The following is a 21,524-nucleotide window of genomic DNA, read 5'->3' as shown; positions in this document are numbered from 1 at the left end:
GCGTGTTGTCAACGCCCTTTTCCGCTTTCGAGGAGCCGGATAGCCTGACCACATGATCTGGCTCATCGTGATTGCCCTCGTCGTCTGGGCCGTGCTGGCGATCCTCGGGTTCGTGCTCGAGGGGCTGTTCTGGCTTGCCGTCATCGGCCTGATCCTGTTCGTGGTCACCGCCGTTTGGGGGTGGCTGAGTCGCCGCAAGAGCGCGAGCTGAGTCGCCCCAGAACCCGAAGTCGGTGGTTCGTCTTCGGGTTCGTCCCGTCAATCAGTCGGCGCGGCGGGCGCCATTCGGTGGAGAAGTGCGGTCGCAGGCACTCATGACCCCGCCCGCTCTCGCATCCGGGTGCTCACCCCGGTGACGATCACAACTGCAAATCCCCATGCCACGGCCGCGACTGCCGTCGGTGAAGGAATCGACCCGACCTGAGTCGGGAGAATCAGGGAGATCGACCCGAGCAGGATCGCCGCCAGGCCGGCACTCCAGGCACAGAGCGGCCACCCGTCCACACCGACGGCTGCTACCGCCGCCAGAAGCACGATGGCGACGGCCAGTGCCGCCGACTCGGCCAGCCGATCACCGCCGGCGCATCTTCCCAGGAAGCACGATGGTCCCGCGGCTCTGGCCGCCGTGAGCATGTCGGCCACGTGCAGGCCGGCGGGCACGGCACTCAGCGCCGCAGCGATCCCGAGCGGGATCCGTCCCCAGTGCCGGTCGATCCGCATCCGTGGCCGTGGCCTCAGGATAACGAGCACCGTCGCGGCAGCCGTCAACACCAACCCGCCAACGGTGGGCTCGATCCGCAGCGCCAGCGCTCCTGCAGCAGCCAGCGAAGCCGCCGCAACAAGCGCCTGCGTCGCCCCAGCCGGAGCGCGGCCCCGGACCTGGCTGGCGAAACCGGCTGCCACCATGACGCCCAGGGCGAAGAAGGCCAGGTCGAGGGCGGGATTGGTCTCCGCCTGCTCCGGGCCGGCGACCCATACGATCAGGGTCAATGCCGTCACGGAGATGAACAGGATCCCGAGCAGCACCGCCCACAGCAGTGCCCAAGTCCGCACGAACCGCCCTGTCGGCATCCCACGTCACCCCGCGAGTCGTCATGCGCAGACGCCTCATCGAAGCGCTGCAGCGACGCTCTCACGCGTCGCATCCCGGCCAATGTACCTTCCCGGCACCGTGCAGCGACGTCGTCCGGTCATCCGCGGGTGAGCCGTTCACGATGTCCGGAGGAGTCACCCGCCCTCGGCGATTCGGACGATCGATGGTTGGTCGATGGTGGCGATCTGCAGGAGGTCGTCTGCACGGCTTCCGACCGGATGGCGCAGTGCAGTCGACGACGGCGTGCGCGAGATCCGGATGGTGCGAAGGCGCTGAGACTGATTCCGCCGGGTGGTCGGATTCTGCTAAGAAAGGGGAGTCCCTGCCCTGCCAGAGATTGGATGACCCGATGACTTCCGACCGTGCCCAGCAGCCCGACCTGCACGCGCCCAGCGACTACGCCGCGGTGGGAGGGGGACCGGCGATCTCCGGGGTCGTGGACCGGTTCTACCAGCTCGTGCTCGCCGACGACCAGCTCCGCGGGTACTTCGAGGGCACCGAGATGGTCCGGCTCAAGCGGCACCAGGTGGCGCTCGTGTCGCAGGTGATGGGCGGACCCGTCGAGTACTCGGGGCGCGACCTGCGCGCAGCGCACGAGGGCATGAGCATCTCGCGCGACGACTTCGGCGCCGTCGCCGGCCACCTCGTCACCGCGCTCACGGAGGCGGGCGTCGAGCGCCCCATCATCGACCGGGTGGTGGGCACGATCGCCGGCACGGAGCCCGACATCGTCGAGGCGCGTCCGACGGCCGAGTGACGCGTGAACACCGCCGCACTGAAGGAGACGTGGGCGCTGGCGGGGAGCCTCGGCGACGAGGTGCCGCTGTTCTTCTACTCCCACCTGTTCCTCTCCCACCCCGAACTGCGGAGCATGTTCCCGGTCTCGATGGCGACGCAGCGGGACCGGCTCGTCGGCGCGCTCGGCCGGATCGTCTCGAACGTGGACCAGCTCGATGAGGTGACCGAGTTCATCCAGCAGCTGGGCCGGGATCACCGGCGGTTCGAGGTCATCGCGGCGCACTACAACGCGGTCGGCGCATCCCTGCTGGCCACGCTGAAGCACTTCCTCGGTGAGCGATGGACCGATGAGGTCGCCGCCGATTGGGCCGCGGCATACGGCGTGATCGCCACGGTCATGGTCCAGGCGGCCGAAGCGTCCGAGCGCACCAGTCCGGCATCGTGGACTGCCGAGGTCACCGCGGTGGATCGGCGGGGCCTCGATCTCGCGGTCATCCAGGTGCGCCCGGAGCCTCGCCTCGAGTTCGCGCCCGGCCAGTCCATCGCCGTCGAGATTCCAGCTCGGCCGCGGCTGTGGCGCTACCTCAGTCCGGCGAACGCGCCGCGGGCCGACGGCTCCATCGAGTTCCACATCCAGATGGTCCCCGGCGGCCAGGTGAGCAGCACGGTCGTCCGCGACCTCGAGGCCGGCGAGACGGTCCGCCTCGGCGCCCCGGTGGGTCAGGAGCTGACGCTCGACGAGGGCGAACGCGAGCGCGACCTGATCATGGTCGCAGGCGGCACCGGTCTCGCCCCGCTCCGCGCACACCTGGAACGGATCGACCTGGACTGGCAGGCGACCGGCCGCGCACCCCGGGTCCAGCTGTTCCATGGCGCCCGGTTGCCCTGGAACCTCTACGAGAACCGGCTGCTCCAGAACCTGGCCGGTCGCCCCTGGTTCACCTACACCCCCGTGGTCTCGGACGACCCGAGCTACCCCGGCCGGAAGGGCCTGGTCGGCGACGCCGCGGCCGACGCGGGACCGTTGCACGGACTGCTCGCGCTGGTGTGCGGTTCGCCCCAGATGGTGCGGCACACCGTGTCCCGCCTCCAAGCGGGCGGGATCTCGCGCAGCGACATCCGTTTCGAGCAGTTCTCGACCCTCGACGAAGACAGTCATGACCTGCACCACCACACCCGACTGCAGCCGGCCGGGCTGCCGCAGAGCGACCAGGGGGACCACGCATGACGCAGAACGGGACCGACCCCGAGGGTCTCACCGCCACGCCGGACACCGCACCGGAGAACGCGCTGGCCCTCGCGGTGAGTCACCTGCCGGACGCCCGCTCGGTGGAGTTCACCATGAAGGTGCGTGGCGGTGCGTACGACAGACTCGAAGTGGACACCTTCATGGGGCAGCTCGCGCAGGCGATCGCGGAGGTCCGCACCGCCGCAACCGCGGCCGGACAGGAGATCGCCGGACTGCGGGCCCAGAATGCCAAGCTTGGTGCATCCGGCTCCGACTCGGAGGAGGAGATCACGGCGGGAGCCGTCGGGCTGCTCACGCAGGCGCAGTTGATCGCCGACAAGGCGATCGCCGACGCCGAGCAGTACGCCCGTGACCTCGTGCTCACCGCTCGGAACCAGTACCGCGAAATCCTGGAACGTGCCGAGAGCACGGCCAGCCAGGCCAGCGCGACCCTGCCCGCGTCGAACGGTCCGGCCGTCCCGGAGATCGAGTACGTGCGCACCTACGCCCAGGTCGCGCAGATCCAGTTGCGCTCGGTGCTCGAGGCGCTCACCGAGCAGGTCGACCGCCTGGGCAGCCTGCCTCAGCCGTCCCCCGAACCCGCCGCGCAGCCCGACTCCGACGAGGACCCCGCGGGCGAGCCCGACTGGGAGCCCTCCATCTCGGCGATGCCCAGCACCCAGCCGCACTGACGAGCCCGTCAGGCGCCGACCGCGCGCATCCGTTCGCGACGGCCGGGGATGCCGTTCGCGACCGGCCCTGCTGCTCTCGAGGTCAATCGGAAAGGGCGTAGACCGTCACCCGGTCTCGCTTCCCCTTGATCTGCACGTCCGTCAGCGCCCTGGCGCGCAGGTCCTGAACTCCGTCGAGCGCCCGGTAGGTTTCGGCGCTCACGAGAATGGGAGCGCCGGCATCCTTGGTCTTGTCCTCGAGCCGAGCGGCGAGGTTGACGGCATCCCCCATCACCGTGTACTCGATTCGCTCCTTGCCGCCGATGTTGCCGGCGATGACCGGCCCGCTTGCGATGCCGATCCCCGACTCGAGGTTCGGGAGACCATCGATGGTCTCCTCCTGGTTGAAGGCTGCCAGTGCCCGACGCATCCCGAACGCCGTCTGCACCGCTCGGTCTGCATGATCGGCCATGGGATTGAGAGGCGTGCCGAAGACCGCCAGGACGGAGTCCCCTCCGAAGCGGGTGACCACGCCCCCATGATCGACGATGACCGACACCATGGCCGTCATGTACCGGTTGATCACTTCGACCAGTCGTTCGGGCGGCATCCGTTCACTGAGCGTCGTGAAATCTCGGATGTCCGAGAAGATCACCGAGCAGTCGACGAGCGTTCCGCCGAGACCGGCCCCGGTTTCCACGGCCGCCTGAGCCACCTCGGTACTCACGTAGAGGCCGAACAGCTCCCGGAGTCGCTCCCCCTGTCGCAACCCGTCCGTCATGAAGTTGAATCGCTCGCTGAGGTATCCGAGCTCGTCGTTGGTGGCCACCACCACCCTCGTGTCGAGCTCGTTGTCCTCCACGCGAGCCATCGCCGCCTGCAGCGTCTGCAGCGGACCCACGATGGCTCGCGCGACGAGGATGGCCGTGAGCACACTCGCGAGCAGGCCGACTCCGAGGATGAACACCTGCACGAGGAGCAGGTTGTCCAGGATCGCCTGCGGGTTCTCGGCGTCGAGCACGGCGCGAGTGCGTACCTGCGACAGGATCACGAGCAAGGTCGGCGTGAGCCCGCCGATGAGTGCGAAGGCCAGCAGCAAGCGCCTCCGTACCAGGAGTCGGAAGGCAGGGACGCTGCTCGGATTCCCTTCAGGGAAGAACGTGGGAACCTGTTGCCGCCAGATCAGGTCGGTACCGAAGTAGACGATGGTCGTCGCGACGGCGCCGCCGATGGCGATGCCGACGAAGTTGCCCGGATCGTCGTACATGATCGAGAAGAACACGGCCACGACGAGGGTGCCCGCCGCGACGAGTGAAGCTCCGATGAGGGGCCAGATCAGTACGAGGCGGGCAACGTTCGGCGGCATTTCCGAGGCGGGCGTGCCGGCCTCGATCAAGCGCAGCCAGGTCCGGATCGGTCGCCCCAGCCAGATGATCATCGCAACAGCAGCGCCGAGGATCACGACACCGACGACCGCGAATGTCACGATGCCTTCGGTCTCGAGTGAGCGAACCGCCGCTTCGTCGACCGGCATCGGATCGAGCAGCGAGAAGTAGAGGAAGATGATCAGGGCACCGAAGAGGGTCGCGCCTGAGATGAGCGTCGCGAACCTGCGGGAGATCTCTCGTGAAGACGGTGGTGACGTGGTCACGGTGCATGTCCCCTTCTTGCAGACCCCGGGCTGCAGCCTCCGGAGCGGTCGCACCGAGCTGCTGCCGCCGTGCGAGAGGCCTCATCGAATTCACCGGCCCTCGTCTCGAGCGGCTTGTTCGACAGGAGGGTGCGGGTCGGGCTGGTTCGGAGTCAGCGTAGTACGCGGCCTCGCGCTGGATCGGGGAGCGCGAGCGTGGTGAGCCAGGCAGGGCGACCTGCATTCAGGGGCGGCATCGCCGGCCGGTCCGGGCCTGAACGGCCGAGCGGAGGGTGCCGCTCTCGAGACCGAGCGCCCAATCCGTCATGTCGGCCACGATGTGCTTCTGCGCCGGGTGCACCGCCTCGGCGGCGCTGTTGACATACGAGCCGCCGCCGTCGACGGCGATGAGGATGCGGATGCCGGCGGTCTCGGCATCCCCGACAGGGAATCGTCCCGTCCGCATTCCGTCCTCGATGATCTCGACGAGATGCGCCCGGTCGAGGGCATCCTGCTCCTGGAGTGCCGCCTCGAGCGCCGGACTGAAGCGGGAGAGGTGTCGCGCGTTCAACCACAGCCGGGCGAGGGGCGCTGACGCACCGCTCTCGACGTGGGCGATGAAGTGCGCCAACCGCTCCAACGGTTCGCCGGATGTCGGGAAGAACTGCTCGCGTTCGTGTACCGCTGCGCGCACGAAGGCCTCGATGACGAGGTCCTCGGCGGCGGGGAAGTAGTGGGTGATCAGGCCCGGGCGGACGCCGAGCCGTTCGGCGACCGCCCTCAGCGTGATCCGTTCGAGCCCGCCGTCGAGCGCGATCGCCGCGGCATGCGACAGGATCTCCTCCCGCCGTTCCTCGGGGCGCTTCCGAATTCGTGCTGGTGCAGGACTTGACGTCACGCCTGCCAGCCTATTGAATGACTGACCAATAGTCCATTGGGCATGTGACCAATAGCAATGACGCTCCCGGAAAGGCACACCCGTGACCCAGACCCAGACCCAGACCCAGACCCCGATCGAGCCTCACCTCGACGAGTTCGTCGACGCACCGTCTCGGCCCGAGACGCGCGGAATCGAGCTCGTGGGCGACTCCGATCGCCACGGACGAGCCCGCGACCTGTTCTTCGTGTGGGCCGCACCGAATGTCAGCATCCTCAACCTGACGATCGGCGCCACCCTCATCCTGCTCGGGCTGGAGGTGTGGCAGGCGATCGCCGTCATCATCGCGGCCTCCCTGCTCTGGGTCTTCCCGGGGCTGATCGCCGGCAGCGGACCCGCGTCGGGCACGTCCGGATCCGTCGTGACGCGAGCGATGTACGGGATCCTCGGCAACAGGCTCTTCGTCGCGTTCGTCGGCTGGTTCATCGGCGCCGTGTTCCTGTCATTGACGTGGCTCGCGTCCTCCTTCATGGGAGCCGACCTGCTGCGGCGCCTGGGGGTGGACGACCCCGTGTGGGTGCCCATCGGGGTGACGGTCGTGGTGGCGACGATCACGATCCTCGTCGCCATCTTCGGTCATGGCCTCATCGTCCGCGCCTACTCGTACATGGCGGCGGCGCTGTTCGTCATCTTCCTCCTGGCTGCGGCCTTCATACTGCCGACGGTCGACTGGCAGTACGTCGCGCCCGAACCCCTCACCGGGGCAGGCCTGTGGTCGGCGCTCGCGATCGGCTTCACCATCCTGGCCTCGACACCACTGTCCTTCATCAACAGCCCGGACATCGCGCGGTACCTCCCGCGCTCCACCAAGCCATCGCACATCGCACTCGCGACCGGGCTCGGAGGTGCCATCCCATTCATCGTGTTCACGACCGTCGGTGTGCTGCTGGCGACCGGACTGAGTGGCGCCGCGTTCGACGCGGGGCTGGATGTCGCCCTGCTCGACCTGTTGCCGGCGTGGCTGGGCCCGGTGCTCGTGGTGGGCGTCGTCATCAACACGATCGCGCTCAACGCCATGACCACCTACACCTCGAGCATGGCGCTGCAGGCCATCGGATTCCGGCTCCGCCGAATTCCCGCCGCGATCATCGTCGGCGTGGTGGGCACCGCCCTGACGATCTACCTCGTGCTGTCGTCGAGCCTCCTGGAAGCCGCGAACCTCATGCTGCAGTTCCTCGTCATCGTCTCCGGGCCGGCGATGGCCATCTTCGTCGTCGACGTGCTGCTGCGCCGGTACGCCTACGACGGCGTGGAACTGTTCGACGACCACCCCGGAGGACGGTTCTGGTACACGGGTGGATGGGGCATCCCGGGCGTGATTGCGCTGCTGCTCGGAGGGCTCGCGACGGCGGTGTGCCTGGCCACGAGCGTCTGGGCAGGGCCGATCGCTCACGCGACGGGTTTCATCGACCTCTCGGTCCCGGTCGGCATGCTCGTCGCCGGGGGGATCTACGCGAGCCTGCTGCGCACGCCGCTCGGAAGGAAGGGCCGTCCGTGATCACCCGCTACACCAACGGACGCATCTTCACCGCCGATCCCGATCCCGAGCGTGCCTGGGCTGAGGCGTTCGCCATCCGCGATGACACCATCGTGTTCGTGGGCGACGACGACCACGGACCGTCTGCCGACGCGACGGTCGACCTGCGCGGCCGACTCGTGCTCCCCGGATTCACCGATGCCCACACCCACCTGCTGATGATGGGAGCCGCCCTGGGCCAGGTGCACCTGACCGACGCCCGATCCCTCGACGAGATCCATGCCCGGCTGCGCCGGGCGCGCGAGGAGGATCCGGAGGCGACCGTGCTCCGCGGACGGGGCTGGCTCTTCGACTCGGTGCCCGACGGCGCGCCCACGGCCGCGATGATCGATGCAGCCGTGGCCGACATCCCGGTCTACCTCGACGCGAACGACTACCACTCGTGCTGGGTGAACTCCGCGGCGCTCGCCGAGCTGGGCATCACCCGCGACACCGTCGACCCCCTCGGAGGCGCGATCGCCCGGGACGCACAAGGGGAACCGACCGGGATGCTGTACGAGACGGCGGCGATGCAGTACGCATGGGCACAGCGAGACGCGGCGGCGACCGACGAGATCCGCGATGAAGATGCACAGCGAGCCATCGACGCCTACCTGGCAAGCGGTGTCACCGGCGTCGTGGACATGGCGTTCGACGAGTTCGGCCTCGCCGCGTTCGAGCGTGCGCGAGTCCGCCACGGCGGGGAACTGCCCCTTCGCGTCGCCGCGCACTGGATCATCAACAACACCGGCGACGAGGCCGCCAACCTCGCCCAGGTCGCGCGCGCGGCCGAGTTGGCCGGCAGCCCATCATCACCGTGGTTGCGGGTGGTGGGAATCAAGCTCATCCTCGACGGCACCATCGACGCCTGCACCGCCGCCCTGCGCAATCCCTACGCCGATGGTTCGAACGCGGACGCGATCTGGCCGCTCGAGCAGCTCGAGCCCGTCGTCGCCGCCGCTGACGCGGCCGGACTGCAGGTCGCCCAGCACGCGATCGGCGACTACGCGAGCGAAATCGCCCTGGACGCCATCGAGCACGCGATCGCCGTGAACGGAGAACGGAACCGGCGTCACCGTATCGAGCACCTCGAGTACGCAGCGCCCGGGACGGCCGAGCGGATGGCACGGATCGGGGTGACCGCCTCGATGCAGCCGGTGCACGCCGACCCGGCGATCTTCGCCAACTGGGCCGAGATGCTCGGCGACCACCGGGTCGACCGCGCGTTCCCGTGGCACGAGTACGAGGACGCGGGGACCCTGCTCGCCTTCTCCACCGACGCGCCCACCGCACCGCACAGCGCCCTGGCGAACATGTACATCGCGTCGACGCGCGCCTCCGCGCTCGATCCGTCCGTGCCGGCCGCGCACCCGCAGTACGCCCTTCCCCTGGAGCGCGCGCTCGGCCATGCGACGCGGGACGCCGCGGCATCCGTCGGCGACGGCCACTGGCGCGGCCGCATCGCCGCGGGCTTCGCGGCCGACGTGGTGGTGCTCGACACCGACCCGTTCGAGAGCGGGGTTCGCTCGCTCCTGGAGGCCCGAGTCGTGGAGACGATCGTCGCCGGTCGTTCGCGTTTCCGGCTCTGAGCCCGGCTGGAGAGCAGGCTGAAGCCGGGGTCGATCCGGGTGACTCGCGTGAGTCGCCGTGAACTCGGCATGGGCGATCGCGGCATCCGCGTGGCGCTCGATGCGATCGAAGCTGCACCCTCGGCGAACGGGCGGCCGAACCGCCGAACCTCGACGCGGCTCCTGCGAGCTCCAGGTCAGTTGGTCCGAGGCGTATCGAAGGCGCGAGCAGCGGCCGCATACACCGCGTCGACGTCCGTGTCGGGCGGGAAGCGTCGGGCCAGTTCGAGCTCGATCAGGCCGTTGATCGTCGCCCATGCGGCGCGGGCGAGGTCGCGGTCGCCGCCGGTGGCGACGATGAGCGGCTCGGCGGCGCGGTCCTCCAGTTCCGGCGGCACGCGGCTGCGGTCCACGGGATGCGTGTTGAGGAGGCGGTACAGGTGGGGGTGGGCCAAGGCCCAGGTGCGGTAGGCGCGGGATACGTCGGCGAATGTCGCGGGAACGCCTCGGACGGTTTCGGCCAGTTCGGTCAGCCCTTCGATGGCTACTGCGGCCTCGATGGCTGCCTTGTCGGGAACATGCTTGTAGACGGAGGGGCCACGAATACCGAGGGCAGCTCCGAGTCGTCGGATGGTGACCGCTTCGACACCTTCCGTCTCGAGGAGGTGCCGTGCAGCGGCGACGAGTTGGGCCTTGCGCGCGGAGCTCCTCCCCGCCTCGCCCGGTGGGGTCATCTCGAGACGACCGTTTCCGCCCGGTGCTTGAGTGCGTGGTTGAATGCGCCGAAGCCATCGTCGGCGTTCCTCGTGGCACCTCCCATCAGGCTGACGAGGATGCCGCTGAACTTCTCGCCGTGCGTCATCCGGGTGCCGCCATCTGGATCGCGGTCCAGGACGAAGAAGTGCTCGCCGTCGAACAGGCCGCCGAAGCCGAGCTTGCCGAGCCAGCGCAGCTCGCGCCCTGGGGTGGCGACGAGGACGGTCGGCTTGAACGTCATGCCGCGGCCGCCCCCGGGGGAGAGACGGATGACGAGCCTGCTGCCGACCTCGGGGGTGCCCTCGACCCGGCTCATGAACGGGTTCCACTCCGAGTAGGACGCGAAGTCGGTCAGCACGGTCCAGACGGTGTCGGGGTCGGCGGCGATGTCGATCGTGGTCGTGATGGTGGTGCTCATGGCGTTCTCCTGGGGTTTCGCGTTGAGGCTATCAGTGCTAGCCACCTCTAGCTAACGTTGATAGCCGATGTCGCATTCCCGCACTCGGGTGCCCTGTCCCATGCGATACCCGCCTGCCCTCCGTCGACCGCGATCGCCACGTCATCCGAGTCGGGCGACGATGAGCCCCGCGATGGTCGGGGCGTGTCGGGCGCTCGCGGAGCCATCGGCTTGCGGGCCGGGGCCTGCCGACAGGACATAATCAAGCATGTCCTCCTCCGTCGAACGCCGTTCCAATCCGACTGCCTGGGCCGCGTTCTGGTTCGCGCTGGCCGGCCTCGTGCTCATGCCCATCCCGCTGTTCATCGGGCTGATCCTCGGCGGCGGCCTCTCGATCGTCGCCGCAGTCCTCGCCGTCATCGCCCTCCTGAAGGGGCTCGCGCGCAACGGCAAGGGCATCGCGCCCGTCGTGTTCGCCGCGATCTTCATCGCGCTCACGTGGGGCGGCATCTCGGTCGGGGGCGGCACAATCTGGTAGGCCGACGGGCCGTTGTCTCCTGCTCATCCAACCCGCCGACGGATCTGCCGGCACGGGACTCGATCAGTGAAACGCAGTGAGCTTCGGTGCACACGGCAAACCGTGAGTCAACCGTGACAAGCCGCACGCAGTCGTTGGACTCACCGATGGCGTTCGGCCGGGCCGGGACGCCCGGATCGGGCCTGACGTCCAGGAGTGCGGGGCCGCCAACCCTCAGACGGCCGCCTGCAATCGCCGGCTCGCCCGTTCGTGTCGCTCCAGCGCGGAGCCCACGTCGATGGTCACCACCTGCTGCTCCCGAACAACGAAGCGCCCTCCGACGATCGTGTGCCACGCCCAGGCGGGGCCACAGTGCATCAGGCCGGTGAGGTGATCGTCGAGCACGCCGGCATATGGAAGCGTGTCGATCCGCCATACGGAGACATCCGCGTTCGTCCCGACCGTGAGCTGGCCGATCTCACCCTCGCGGCCGAGGGCCCGGGCGCCGCCGCGGGTCGCCATGCGCAGTGCCGCCCGGGCGCTCATGGCGGTGGCTCTGCCCTCGCGCTGGCGGCTCAGCAGCATCGCGAGTTTGGTCTCGAGCCAGAGCGACTGATGGTCGGCGGCTGTCGCGCCGTCGCAGCCGATCCCGACGTTCACACCGGCGTCGAGCATCGAACGGATCGGTGGCGGCCCCCCTGGGAGTCCGCCATCGATCATCGTCATGCTCGGGCAGTGCGCGACCGAGGTGCCGGCAGCGGCGAGGCGGCCGATCTCGCGCTCATCCGGGTAGACGACATGGGCGAACCAGGTGCGTTCGGTGAGCCACCCGAAGTCCTCGTATACCTCGAGCGGGCGCCGACCGTAGCGCGCCTGCACGAACGCCGCTTCGTCAGGGTCGTCGGCGACGTGGCTGTGCAGCCGGAGGCCGAGCTCCTCGGCCAGTTCACGAGACGCGATCATCGCCTCGGCCGACGAGCTCATGAGGGTGCTCGGGCCGACGCCCATCCGGACAAGGGAAGCCGGCGAGGCGTCGTGGTACGCCTCGTGCAGTCGCGCCGTGTCGGCGAGTACCTCGTCGAGGTCCTCGACCAGGTTCGGTGGGCAGACGCCGCCGTCGTCCGGGCCGATCGTCATGGAGCCGCGCACAGGGTGGAAGCGCAGGCCCACCTCGCGGGCGGCCTCGATCTGGGCGTCGATGAGTTCGGGCTCGGGGTGCAGGTAGAGGTGGTCTGCGCTGGTCGTGCAGCCGCTCAGCGCGAGCTCGGCGAGCCCGATCGTCGTGGAGATGGCTGCGGCATCCGCATCGAGGCGCGACCAGGCGCCGAAGTAGGTCCAGAACCAGTCGGTGAGGTTCTCGACGGCTTCGGCGGGGGCGTATGCCCGGGTGAGGTTCTGGTACAGGTGCTGGTGGGCGTTGACGAGACCCGGAAGCACGACGCAGCCGGAGACGTCGACCGTCTCGCGCGATTGGGGTGGCGGAGTACTCGGATCGCCTATGCCGACGATGACGCCCTGGTCGATGGCAAGCCACCCGCCGGGGAGCTCGGTGCTGGCGTCGTCGAAGCACGCGATCAGCTCCGCGTTCCTGAGCAGCAGGTCGACAGGAGCGTTGTCGTCCTTCATGGCGTCCGCCCCGCCGTCGCCATCGCGTCGTGCGGCGCCGAGTCTGCGGCGGGTCCGCCCTCGCCGGGATCGGTCGCGCTCGCGCGACGCCCGGCCGCCCATCCGGCTGCGGTCTGCGCGGCGACCACGACCATGAGCAGCGCGATGGACGACGACCACGGGACATCGGCGGCGTGCAGCAGCCCCAGCGCGAGCGGCCCGGTCGCGGCGAGGGCGTACCCGGCGCCTTGGGCGAACGCCGAGAACGAGGCGACCCGGCCGGGTGCCTTCAGCACGATCAGGGCCACCCCGAGGCCGAACGCGGCGCCCTGCGCGAAGCCGAGCACGGCCACCACGACGGGCGCGAACGCGACGGGGGCCCAGGCCACTCCCGCGAGCCCGGCGGAGGTGCCGATGCCGACGAGTGCGACGAGCCAGTGCTGGCGCGGCATCCGCCCGGCGGCCACCGACACGAGCAGGGATGCCGGCAAGCCGGCGATGCTCAACCAGGCCAGCAGTGCCGCCGCGTCGGCGGGAGCCGCGCCGCGGTCGGCGTAAACCGTCGGAAGCCAGCCGACGACGGCGAAGAAGACGAGCGCCTGTCCGCCGAAGAACACGGTGACCTGCCAGAGGAGCGGCGAGACCCGCACACGCCCGGGGAGGGGCGATGTCAGTGCGAGTGGATGCCGCGGGGCACGTCGCACGGCGACCGCGGCGAGGGTGACGAGCACCAGTGCCGGAACCGCCCAGACGGCGAGTGCGACGGGCAGCGAACCGGCGACGGCGATGAGCGGGATGGTGAGGCCCGCGCCGAGCGCGGCACTCACACCGAAGCTCGTCGAGAAGACCCCGGACCAGAGACCTGCGTGGCGATGCAGGTGGTGCCGGATCACCTGCGGCATGAGCACGCTCAGCCCCGAGATCGCGGCGCCGGCCACGATCGTGCCCGCGAAGAGCGCAAGCGGTGCCACCGGCCGCAACGCGATCGCGAGCACAAGCAGGACAGCGAGGGTGAGGATCGCCCGCTCGGCTCCGAACCGTCGTTCCAGGATCGGCGCGAGCGGCGCGCCGACGGCCAGCAGCAACACCGGCAGGCTCGAGAGGGCAGCCATGCCTTCCGGGCCCACGCCGTACTGATCGCCGATCTGACCGAGCGTGGCAGACACGCTGGTGATGGGGTCGCGGACGTTGAGCCCCGCCGCGATGAGGAGTGCGACGTAGAGCAGACTGTCTCGGTCAGGACGTCGCGTGTGATGCCTACCCATGCAGGTTGCGCAACTGCTGCTCGTGGTCGTCGAGGACGCTGAGTGCCGCGTCGGTCGCCGCGCCGGGATCGCCTCGCCCGATGGCCGCATGGAGCGCCTCGTGGAATCCGCTGTGCGGGTCGTCGGCGACCGCGATGCAGTTCGTGCGGGCGACCGAGTCGCGCAGCGACGGCTCGAAGCTCGCATACAGGTCGGCGAGCAGCCGGTTCTTCGACGCCGCGGCGATGCCCACGTGGAACGCGACGTCATGGTCGATGAATGCGGCGAGGTCCCCGTCGGCGGCGGCGGCGGCGCGACCTGCGAGCGCGGCACTGAGCTGCCGGAGGTCGTCGTCGGTGCGGCGCACGGCGGCCTCCCTGGCCGCGAGCACGTCGAGGGCCCGGCGGACCGCGACCACCTCGGCGTCATCGGCGTGATCGATGGCGTTGCGCAGCGCGACGGTGGTCTCGTCGTCGGCGACCACGTAGGTGCCGTCGCCCTGCCTGGTCTCGAGGAGGCCCAACTGGACGAGGGAACGGACAGCCTCACGCACCGAGGGGCGGCTCACGCCGAGCGAGTCGACGAGTCGCGCCTCGGTGGGGATCTTGCTGCCTACCGGCCAAGCGCCGCTCCGGATCTCGTCGCGGAGGCTCTCGACGACCGTGTCCACGAGCGATACGCGCGCAACCTGCTTCATGTGACTTCCTTCTCCTCGTGAGATGTGATAACCATATCATCTGACGAATCCAGTGAGTCAAGGAAGCGAGGTCGGAGATGCCCGTGAACGAGCCAGCCATCGTCGTGTCGCCACCGCTCGTCGATGCGCACATCCACCCGGACAAGACCTCGTGGGGCGGTCCGTGGCTCTCGCGTCGCGCGGCCCGCGCATTGCCGGAGTACATCGCGAACGACGTGCGCGTGCAAGCCGACTACCTCGCATCGGTCGAGGAGCGGACAGTCTCGCTGTTCCGCACCGCCATCGCCAATGGCACCCGGGCGCTGCGCGCCCAGGTCGACGTCGGCCCCGCGCAGGGTCTCACCAACGTGCACGGGGTGCGCGCCGCAGCCGACCGCTTGGCCGGCCTGCTGGACGTGCAGATCGTCGCGTTCCCGCAGCAGGGCCTGCTCACGGCACCCGGCACGGCCGATCTCCTGGACGCGGCGCTCCGCGAGGGCGCCGACCTCGTCGGCGGGATCGACCCCGTCGGGCTCGAGCACGACCTCGACGGTCATCTGGACGCCGTCTTCGGCTTGGCAGGCGCGCACAGCGTCGACGTCGACATCCATCTGCACGACGGCGGTGAGATCGGGCTCGAAGAAACCCGGCGCATCGCCCGACGGGCGGTCACCGAAGGGCTCTCCGGCCGGGTCACCATCAGCCACGCCTTCGCCGTCGCCGAAGCGACCGGCGACGACCTCCTCCACATCGCCGATGTGCTCGCCGAGTCCGGCGTGTGGCTCACCACCTGCGCGCTCGGTACCGACCCGGTGCTGCCCGTCGCCGTCCTCCGCGAACGCGGCGTCAAGGTCGCCGTCGGCTCCGACGGCGTGCGCGACGCGTGGACGCCCTTCGGCACCGGCAGCATGGTCGACCGAGCCCACCTGCTCGCGTACCGCACCGACGCGATTACCGATGTCGAACTCGAGCAGGCGTGGGACCTGTGCACGCGCTCGGGCGCCGAACTGGTCGGCCTGGCCTCGCACCCGGTCCAGGCAGACAGTGCCGACCGTCTCGAGTTCGACGCCGAGTGCCTTGCCGCAGTGGTCGTCGACCGGCCCGCGCCGGCCCGCGTCGTCAGAGGCGGCCGGGTCGTCGCCCGAGCCGGCACCCTCACCGGCTGATCCGCCCAACCCGCAGCCCAGCACCGAAGACGAAGGAGTCTCCATGCCACGCCCCCGCGTCGCCCCCCTGATCGCCGTCGCGGCCGCCGTCGCCACGCTCACGGGCTGCTCCCTGCCGGGAGCCGACCCGTACGCGGCCGCCATCGATCGGTCGGATCTCATCACCACGACCGAGCCGGGCACCGGTGAACTCGACGTGGTCCGCTGGAACCTGCCGTACGAGCCGTATTCGATCGACGCGATGCGCTCGTTCAATTACGCCGAGAACACCGTCATCGCGAACCTCTGCGAGTCCCTGCTGCGACTCACCCCCGAAATGGACATCGAACCCGGACTGGCCGAACGCGTCGACAAGCCCGACGACCTCACGCAGGTCTACACGATCCGTTCGGGCGTGGAGTTCTGGGACGGCACGCCGCTGACGGCGGAGGACGTCGCCTACAGCCTGAACCGGCAGTTGAATCCTGACAACGGCTCCTATTTCGCGGGCTACTACGGCAACGTCGCATCGATCGACGCGACCGGTCCACTCGAGGTGACGGTGACGTTCACCCGGCCCGATGCACTCTTCGAGCAGGCCATGGCCACAGCCGCCGGTGCGATCTCGCAGCAGGGCTTCACCGACGACTCGGGCGAGTCGTACGGCACGCCGCAGACCGGCCTCATGTGCACCGGGCCCTACCAGTTCGCCTCCTGGTCGCCTGGCCGCACGCTCGTCATCGAACGCAACGACGCGTACTGGGATGACGAGATGCAGCCGAAGGTCGCGCGCATCGAGTTCAGCTTCATCGCCGACGAGTCGACCGCCGTCAACGCGCTTCGTGGCGGCGAGATCGACGGACAGTACTTCTACCTTCCGCCGGCCGGCCTCATCCAGCTGCAGAACGAGGAGGCGCTCACGCTCGACTTCGGCGAGTCGCTCGTGTTCTTCGCTCTCATCGGCGCCAACGAGACCGGCCCGCTCGCCGACGACCGTGTGCGCCGAGCGCTCTCGGCGGCGATCGACCGCACCGCCATCGCGAGCGTCGTGCTCCAGGGTGCAGCGCTGGCCGCGCCATCCCTCGCCGGACCCGACTACTGGGGGTACGAGGAGGAGACCTTCGCGGCCGCGTACGACGCGTTCGACACCGACACCGACCTCGGGCTCGCCGAGGAACTGGTCGCCGAGGCCGGCCCGCAGGGGCCGATCACCATCGGCATCCAAGGCAGCTCGGCCGTGCACGAGCAGACCGCCAACGTCATCCAGGCAGCCGGCAAGAAGCTGGGCCTCGACATCCGCACCAAGGTGATCCCCGTCGAGCAGTTCGGCAACCTCTACAACGACGCCACTGCGCGTGAAGGCCTCGACGGCTTCTTCACCACCTGGTACGGCAACTTCCCCGACCCGCTCGAGGCCTACACCGTCTTCGTCGACGGCGGCTACAACAACTACGGCGGCTACGACGTCGTGAGCGACCAGGTCGCCGATGCGATCGCGACGCTCGATCCGGCCGAGCGGGCCCGCAAGGTCGTCGAGATCCAGGAGGCCGTGACGCGGGGCGCGCCGTGGACCCCGCTCGTGACGCTGCCCACCATCCTCGTGCAGGACGCCGGGATCTCCGGCGCCACCGCATCGATGGCCTACCTGTACTACCCCTGGGCCGCCGACCTCGGCGGGAAGGAGTCGAAGTGAGCATCCTCGCCTACGCGCTCAAGCGCCTCGCGAGCCTCGCGCTCGTGCTGCTCGTCACGTCGTTCATCGTGTTCGGGCTGCTCTACCTCGCGCCAGGCAGCCCCCTGTCGTTCCTCCTCGGCCCGCGCGGCGGCACCGAGGAGCAGATCGCGGCCGTGACGGAGAAGTACCGCCTCGACGAACCGTTCCTGATCCGCTACTTCGGCTGGCTCGGCGACGTGCTCCGTGGCGACTTCGGCCAGTCGATCGTGTACCGGCAGGATGTCGCGGACATGATCGGCGGCCGCATCGGCACGACCGTCGCCCTCGTCGCCATCGCCGGAGTGCTCATCGCGCTCATCGGCATCGCGGTGGGAACGTACGCGGCGCTCAAGGGCGGCGCCGTCGGCACCACGATCTCCTCACTCGCCTCCGTCGCGCTCTCCACCCCGGTGTTCGTCATCGGCGTCGCACTCATCAGCATCTTCGCCGTGGTTCTCGGCTGGTTCCCCGTCTTCGGCAGCGGCACCGGCGGACTCGACACCATCTACCACCTGACGCTTCCGGCCATCGCGCTGGCCGTCGGCAGCGCCGCGTACCTCACCCGCATCACCCGCGCCTCGGTCGACGAGGAACGCGGCCGCGAGCACGTGCAGACCGCCGTCGCCCGAGCGCTCCCGCGAGGCGTCGTCGTCCGCCGCCACATCCTGCGGAACGCGATGATCCCCATCACGACCGTGCTCGGCCTGACCATCGCATCCCTCATCGCCGGCACCGTCATCGTCGAGAACGTGTTCGCCCTCGACGGACTCGGCTCGCTCCTGGTCAAGGCCATCCTCCAGCGAGACTTCGCCGTCGTGCAGGCGGTCGTGCTCGTCATGGTGTTCGGCTTCGTCATCATCAACGCCATCGTCGACGTGCTGTACAGCGTGATCGACCCGCGCATCGGCCTCGGGAGGACCGCATGAGCACACTCGCCACCACCGCCCTGCCCGCCTTCCGCACCAAGGTCCGCCGCACCAGCACGCCCGCGGACCGGCTCGGCGCGACCGGCATCGCGGCCGCGGCCGTCCTCGGGGTGATCATCCTCGTCGCCGTCCTCGCACCGTGGGCCGCACCGCACGACCCCGATGAACCCGACCTGCTCAACGTCCTCGCCCAGCCCAGCACCACGCACTGGCTCGGTACCGATGCGCTCGGTCGCGACATCCTCTCGCGTCTCATCTGGGGCGCCAGGCTCACCCTCATCGGCCCCGGCATCGTGATCCTCGCCTCGACGGTCATCGGCACGGTGCTCGCGTTGACCTCCGCCTGGTTCCGCGGCCGCGTCGATGCGGTGATCTCGTGGGTGCTCGACGTGATGTTCGCCGTGCCCGGCATCGTGTTCGCCCTCATCGCGGTCGCGCTCTGGGGCCCGAGCTTCGCCACCGTCGTGGCCGGCCTCACCGTCGCATACATTCCGTACGTCGCCCGGGTGGTCCGCGGTGCCGCACTGCGCGAGCGGAGCCTGCCCTACGTGTCCGCGGCCTGGCTGCAGGGCCAGCGCGGGTTCGCCATCATGTCCCGGCAGCTCCTGCCGAACCTGCAGCCGCTCATCGTCGCACAGGCTGTCTCAGCCCTCGGGTTCGCCGTGATCGACCTCGCCGCGATCTCGTTCCTCGGGCTCGGCGTGCAACCGCCCACCGCCGACCTCGGCCTCATGGTCAAGAGCGGCTTCGACAGCGTCCTCCGCGGGTTCTTCACCGAGTCCGCCTCGGCCGGCGCGCTGATCGTGCTCATCGTCCTGTGCGTCACCGTCATCGGCGACCGCCTCACCGCCACGGCAAGGAGCCCCAAGTGACCCAGCCTCTGCTCCAGATCCGCGACCTCACCGTCGACGCGCCCCAGCGCAGCGGCCACCACCGACTGCTCAACGGCGTCGATCTCGACATCGGCCGCGGCGAGGCCGTCGCTCTCGTCGGTGAATCCGGCTCCGGGAAGTCGCTCACCACCCGCACCATCATGCGGCTGCTGCCGACGAACTTCCGTGTCGGCGGCACCGTCCGGTACGACGGACAGGACGTCCTCGCCATGCGACGCGATGAGCTGCGCCGCTTCCGCGGGCACGAGGTCGGGATGATCTTCCAAGACCCGCGCGCCCACATCAACCCGGTGCACCGCATCGACGACTTCCTCACCGAGGCGCTGACCACCACGCGCGGCGTCTCGCGCGCGCAGGCGGAAGAGCGCGCGGTCGCGCTGCTCTCCGAGGTGGGCGTGCGCGACGCCGGGCGTCGGCTTCGCCAGTACCCGCATCAGCTCTCCGGAGGGCTCCTGCAGCGCGTGCTGATCGCCTCTGTGCTGCTCGCCGAGCCGAAGCTGCTGCTCGCCGACGAACCCACCACGGCCTTGGACGTCACCGCCCAGTCCGACGTCATGGCGATCCTCGAGGAGCAGCGCACCCAGCGAGGGCTCGCACTGCTGTTCATCACCCATGACCTCGAACTCGCCGCAGCGTGCTGCGACCGGCTCGCCGTCATGTACGCCGGCGAGATCGTCGAACAGGGTCCGAGCGTGGCAGAGGCCCCGCAGCATCCCTACGCCCGCGAACTGCTCGAAGCCCGGCCGAGCATCGAACACCGCGCCGAGCGCCTGCCCGTCCTGCGGTACAACCGCGTCATCCACGAAGAGCTGAAGTCAAGGAGCATCGCATGAGCGCCGACGCCGTCCTCACCGTCCGCCAGCTCCGCAAGGAGTACCCGTCACCCATCCGCGGCGCCGAACCCGTCATCGCCGTCGACGGTGTCGACCTCGACGTCCACCCGGGGGAGTGCCTGGCCATCGTCGGTGAGTCCGGCTCGGGGAAGACCACGGTCGCCAAGACCATCGTCGGCCTCGAACAGGCGACCTCCGGCACCATCGCTGTCGGCGGGCAGGCCCGGCATGCAGCGCCTCGCCGTCACCGCGACCGTGTCCGCTGGGCGGGCGAAGTGCAGTACGTGTTCCAGGACCCGTACTCATCGTTGAACCCGAGGCAGCGTATCGGCACCGTCATCGAGACCTCCGTCGCCATCCACCGGCCCGAGCTCCGCAGCGACGACCGGCGCCGGGTCGTCGCCGACCTGCTCGACGACGTCGGCCTCGGCGGCGGATACGCCGACCGGCTCCCGCACGAACTCTCCGGCGGTCAACGCCAACGCGTGGCCATCGCTCGCGCCCTCGCCGCGAACCCACGACTGGTGATCCTCGACGAAGCCGTCGCCGCACTCGACGTATCCATCCAGGCACAGATCCTGAACCTCCTCGCCGACATCCGCGAGCAACGCCCCATCAGCTACCTCTTCATCACCCACGATCTCGCCGTCGTCAACCAGATCGCCGATCGGGTGGCGGTGATGGAACAGGGACGCGTCGTAGAGGAGGGCACGGCCACGGAGGTGCTCACGCAGCCGGCGCACGAGTACACGCGATCGCTCATCGCGGCAGTCCCCCGTTCCGGATGGAAGCCGCGTAGGCGGTCGGAGCTCGCCGCGATCGTGCACGCCTGACCGAGGCGCCTACCCGCCGGACCCGCGGTCGCGGGAGGAATTGCACGCTGAACCGTCGACGTCGTGCGGCCCGGTTCATCGAAGGCGCGTGAACTCGATCGAACCGACGTGATGCCGATGTATCCCGGCGCCGCTTCCCATTGTCACGAGGGTGCCGGAGTAGGCCATGTTGCGCCGGTCCGCCTCCGGGTTCGCGTCAGGCAGCACCGTCCTCATCCTTGACCACCGGCACCGATTCGCCCGTCAGCGCCGATTCATTCACCTGAAGCTCCGCCAACCTGGTCAGGCGGAGGTCGGCCGGGACCTTGTCGCCCGCTTCCAGCAGGACGAGATCACCGGGGACCAGGACGTCGGAGGACAGCGACTGCTGCTGGCCATCGCGGATCACCTTCGCGTCTGTCCGCACCATCGACCGCAAGCCCTCGAGGGCCGCCTCCGCTTTGGACTCCTGAATGAATCCGACGAGGGCGTTGACCAGTACAACACCGAAGATCACCGCCGAGTCGATGTGCTCGCCCAGCGCTGCGGTGATCGCCCCACTTCATGGGCCGCCAACCGGTGGTGAGCGGATGGCGATGCCGATGTCGTCATCTTCATCACCTCG

22 protein-coding genes are annotated in these 21,524 nt (G+C 69.3%); 13 read left to right on the top strand and 9 right to left on the bottom strand.

Annotation, left to right across the window (positions count from 1 at the left end):
- The first annotated feature begins 52 nt into the window (after positions 1-52).
- The gene (locus tag ACULK4_RS18160; RefSeq protein WP_445963793.1) at positions 53-211 is read left to right on the top strand and encodes a hypothetical protein; all 159 of its coding nucleotides are present in this window, start codon (positions 53-55) and stop codon (positions 209-211) included.
- A 101-nt stretch (positions 212-312) separates the two neighbouring features.
- Here ACULK4_RS18160 and ACULK4_RS18155 read toward each other — a convergent pair whose 3' ends face one another.
- Positions 313-1,026: a hypothetical protein gene (locus tag ACULK4_RS18155; RefSeq protein ID WP_445963792.1), complete on the bottom strand. Its 714-nt coding sequence runs from the start codon at positions 1,024-1,026 to the stop codon at positions 313-315.
- Between the two features lie 416 nt (positions 1,027-1,442).
- Between ACULK4_RS18155 and ACULK4_RS18150 the strand changes: the two genes are divergently transcribed.
- Genes ACULK4_RS18150 through ACULK4_RS18140 form a run of 3 tightly spaced genes read left to right on the top strand, consistent with a single transcriptional unit; the run spans position 1,443 to position 3,751 of the window.
- Positions 1,443-1,850: a group I truncated hemoglobin gene (locus ACULK4_RS18150; RefSeq protein ID WP_445963791.1), complete on the top strand. Its 408-nt coding sequence runs from the start codon at positions 1,443-1,445 to the stop codon at positions 1,848-1,850.
- A 3-nt stretch (positions 1,851-1,853) separates the two neighbouring features.
- On the top strand, positions 1,854-3,059 hold the full coding sequence (locus ACULK4_RS18145; protein WP_445963790.1) for a globin domain-containing protein: 1,206 nt from the start codon (positions 1,854-1,856) through the stop codon (positions 3,057-3,059).
- Positions 3,056-3,751: a DivIVA domain-containing protein gene (locus tag ACULK4_RS18140; protein ID WP_445963789.1), complete on the top strand. Its 696-nt coding sequence runs from the start codon at positions 3,056-3,058 to the stop codon at positions 3,749-3,751. Before ACULK4_RS18145 ends, ACULK4_RS18140 begins: the two co-directional genes overlap by 4 nt.
- An 82-nt stretch (positions 3,752-3,833) precedes the next feature.
- On the opposite strand, the gene ACULK4_RS18135 is transcribed toward ACULK4_RS18140, so the two are convergent.
- On the bottom strand, positions 3,834-5,264 hold the full coding sequence (locus ACULK4_RS18135) for an adenylate/guanylate cyclase domain-containing protein (protein ID WP_501043344.1): 1,431 nt from the start codon (positions 5,262-5,264) through the stop codon (positions 3,834-3,836).
- Positions 5,265-5,604: 340 nt separating this feature from the next.
- Positions 5,605-6,336, bottom strand: coding sequence for a TetR family transcriptional regulator (locus ACULK4_RS18130; RefSeq protein ID WP_501043343.1), 732 nt, complete (start codon positions 6,334-6,336; stop codon positions 5,605-5,607).
- A gap of 4 nt (positions 6,337-6,340) precedes the next feature.
- Here ACULK4_RS18130 and ACULK4_RS18125 point away from each other — a divergent pair, with 4 nt between their 5' ends.
- On the top strand, positions 6,341-7,795 hold the full coding sequence (locus ACULK4_RS18125) for a purine-cytosine permease family protein (protein ID WP_445963786.1): 1,455 nt from the start codon (positions 6,341-6,343) through the stop codon (positions 7,793-7,795).
- The gene (locus ACULK4_RS18120; protein WP_445963785.1) at positions 7,792-9,402 is read left to right on the top strand and encodes an amidohydrolase; all 1,611 of its coding nucleotides are present in this window, start codon (positions 7,792-7,794) and stop codon (positions 9,400-9,402) included. Before ACULK4_RS18125 ends, ACULK4_RS18120 begins: the two co-directional genes overlap by 4 nt.
- Before the next feature lie 176 nt (positions 9,403-9,578).
- Here the strand turns inward: ACULK4_RS18120 and ACULK4_RS18115 are convergent, their stop codons facing one another.
- Positions 9,579-10,115: a TetR/AcrR family transcriptional regulator gene (locus ACULK4_RS18115; RefSeq protein WP_445963784.1), complete on the bottom strand. Its 537-nt coding sequence runs from the start codon at positions 10,113-10,115 to the stop codon at positions 9,579-9,581.
- Positions 10,112-10,555, bottom strand: coding sequence for an SRPBCC family protein (locus ACULK4_RS18110; RefSeq protein WP_445963783.1), 444 nt, complete (start codon positions 10,553-10,555; stop codon positions 10,112-10,114). Before ACULK4_RS18110 ends, ACULK4_RS18115 begins: the two co-directional genes overlap by 4 nt.
- A gap of 247 nt (positions 10,556-10,802) precedes the next feature.
- On the opposite strand from ACULK4_RS18110, the gene ACULK4_RS18105 reads away from it, so the two are divergent.
- On the top strand, positions 10,803-11,072 hold the full coding sequence (locus tag ACULK4_RS18105; RefSeq protein WP_445963782.1) for a hypothetical protein: 270 nt from the start codon (positions 10,803-10,805) through the stop codon (positions 11,070-11,072).
- A 213-nt stretch (positions 11,073-11,285) separates the two neighbouring features.
- On the opposite strand, the gene ACULK4_RS18100 is transcribed toward ACULK4_RS18105, so the two are convergent.
- The 3 genes from ACULK4_RS18100 to ACULK4_RS18090 all read right to left on the bottom strand — a co-directional run bounded on the left by ACULK4_RS18100 (position 11,286) and on the right by ACULK4_RS18090 (position 14,597).
- Positions 11,286-12,677: an amidohydrolase family protein gene (locus ACULK4_RS18100; RefSeq protein WP_445963781.1), complete on the bottom strand. Its 1,392-nt coding sequence runs from the start codon at positions 12,675-12,677 to the stop codon at positions 11,286-11,288.
- Positions 12,674-13,822, bottom strand: coding sequence for an MFS transporter (locus ACULK4_RS18095; RefSeq protein WP_445963780.1), 1,149 nt, complete (start codon positions 13,820-13,822; stop codon positions 12,674-12,676). Before ACULK4_RS18095 ends, ACULK4_RS18100 begins: the two co-directional genes overlap by 4 nt.
- Before the next feature lie 91 nt (positions 13,823-13,913).
- Positions 13,914-14,597, bottom strand: a complete 684-nt coding sequence (locus ACULK4_RS18090; protein WP_445963779.1) for a FadR/GntR family transcriptional regulator — start codon at positions 14,595-14,597, stop codon at positions 13,914-13,916.
- A 77-nt stretch (positions 14,598-14,674) separates the two neighbouring features.
- On the opposite strand from ACULK4_RS18090, the gene ACULK4_RS18085 reads away from it, so the two are divergent.
- The 6 genes from ACULK4_RS18085 to ACULK4_RS18060 are packed head-to-tail and all read left to right on the top strand — an operon-like array spanning position 14,675 to position 20,920.
- A complete protein-coding gene (locus ACULK4_RS18085) occupies positions 14,675-15,742 on the top strand; it encodes an amidohydrolase (RefSeq protein WP_445963778.1) in 1,068 nt (355 codons plus the stop codon).
- Positions 15,743-15,785: 43 nt separating this feature from the next.
- On the top strand, positions 15,786-17,414 hold the full coding sequence (locus ACULK4_RS18080) for an ABC transporter substrate-binding protein (protein ID WP_445963777.1): 1,629 nt from the start codon (positions 15,786-15,788) through the stop codon (positions 17,412-17,414).
- Positions 17,411-18,361, top strand: coding sequence for an ABC transporter permease (locus tag ACULK4_RS18075; protein ID WP_445963776.1), 951 nt, complete (start codon positions 17,411-17,413; stop codon positions 18,359-18,361). The genes ACULK4_RS18080 and ACULK4_RS18075 overlap by 4 nt, the downstream gene beginning before the upstream one ends.
- Positions 18,358-19,233 carry an ABC transporter permease gene (locus ACULK4_RS18070; protein WP_445963775.1) on the top strand — a complete coding sequence of 292 codons (876 nt, stop codon included), beginning with the start codon at positions 18,358-18,360 and terminating at the stop codon, positions 19,231-19,233. The genes ACULK4_RS18075 and ACULK4_RS18070 overlap by 4 nt, the downstream gene beginning before the upstream one ends.
- Positions 19,230-20,087, top strand: coding sequence for an ABC transporter ATP-binding protein (locus tag ACULK4_RS18065; protein WP_445963774.1), 858 nt, complete (start codon positions 19,230-19,232; stop codon positions 20,085-20,087). Before ACULK4_RS18070 ends, ACULK4_RS18065 begins: the two co-directional genes overlap by 4 nt.
- Positions 20,084-20,920 carry an ABC transporter ATP-binding protein gene (locus tag ACULK4_RS18060; protein ID WP_445963773.1) on the top strand — a complete coding sequence of 279 codons (837 nt, stop codon included), beginning with the start codon at positions 20,084-20,086 and terminating at the stop codon, positions 20,918-20,920. Before ACULK4_RS18065 ends, ACULK4_RS18060 begins: the two co-directional genes overlap by 4 nt.
- A gap of 196 nt (positions 20,921-21,116) precedes the next feature.
- Here ACULK4_RS18060 and ACULK4_RS18055 read toward each other — a convergent pair whose 3' ends face one another.
- Positions 21,117-21,416, bottom strand: a complete 300-nt coding sequence (locus ACULK4_RS18055) for an HAD-IC family P-type ATPase (RefSeq protein WP_445963772.1) — start codon at positions 21,414-21,416, stop codon at positions 21,117-21,119.
- Positions 21,417-21,524 lie beyond the last annotated feature (108 nt).

Source organism: Agromyces selenitireducens (assembly GCF_052748465.2).
Note: the sequence above shows the minus strand (reverse complement) of the source record. Positions and strands in the feature narration are given on the sequence as shown.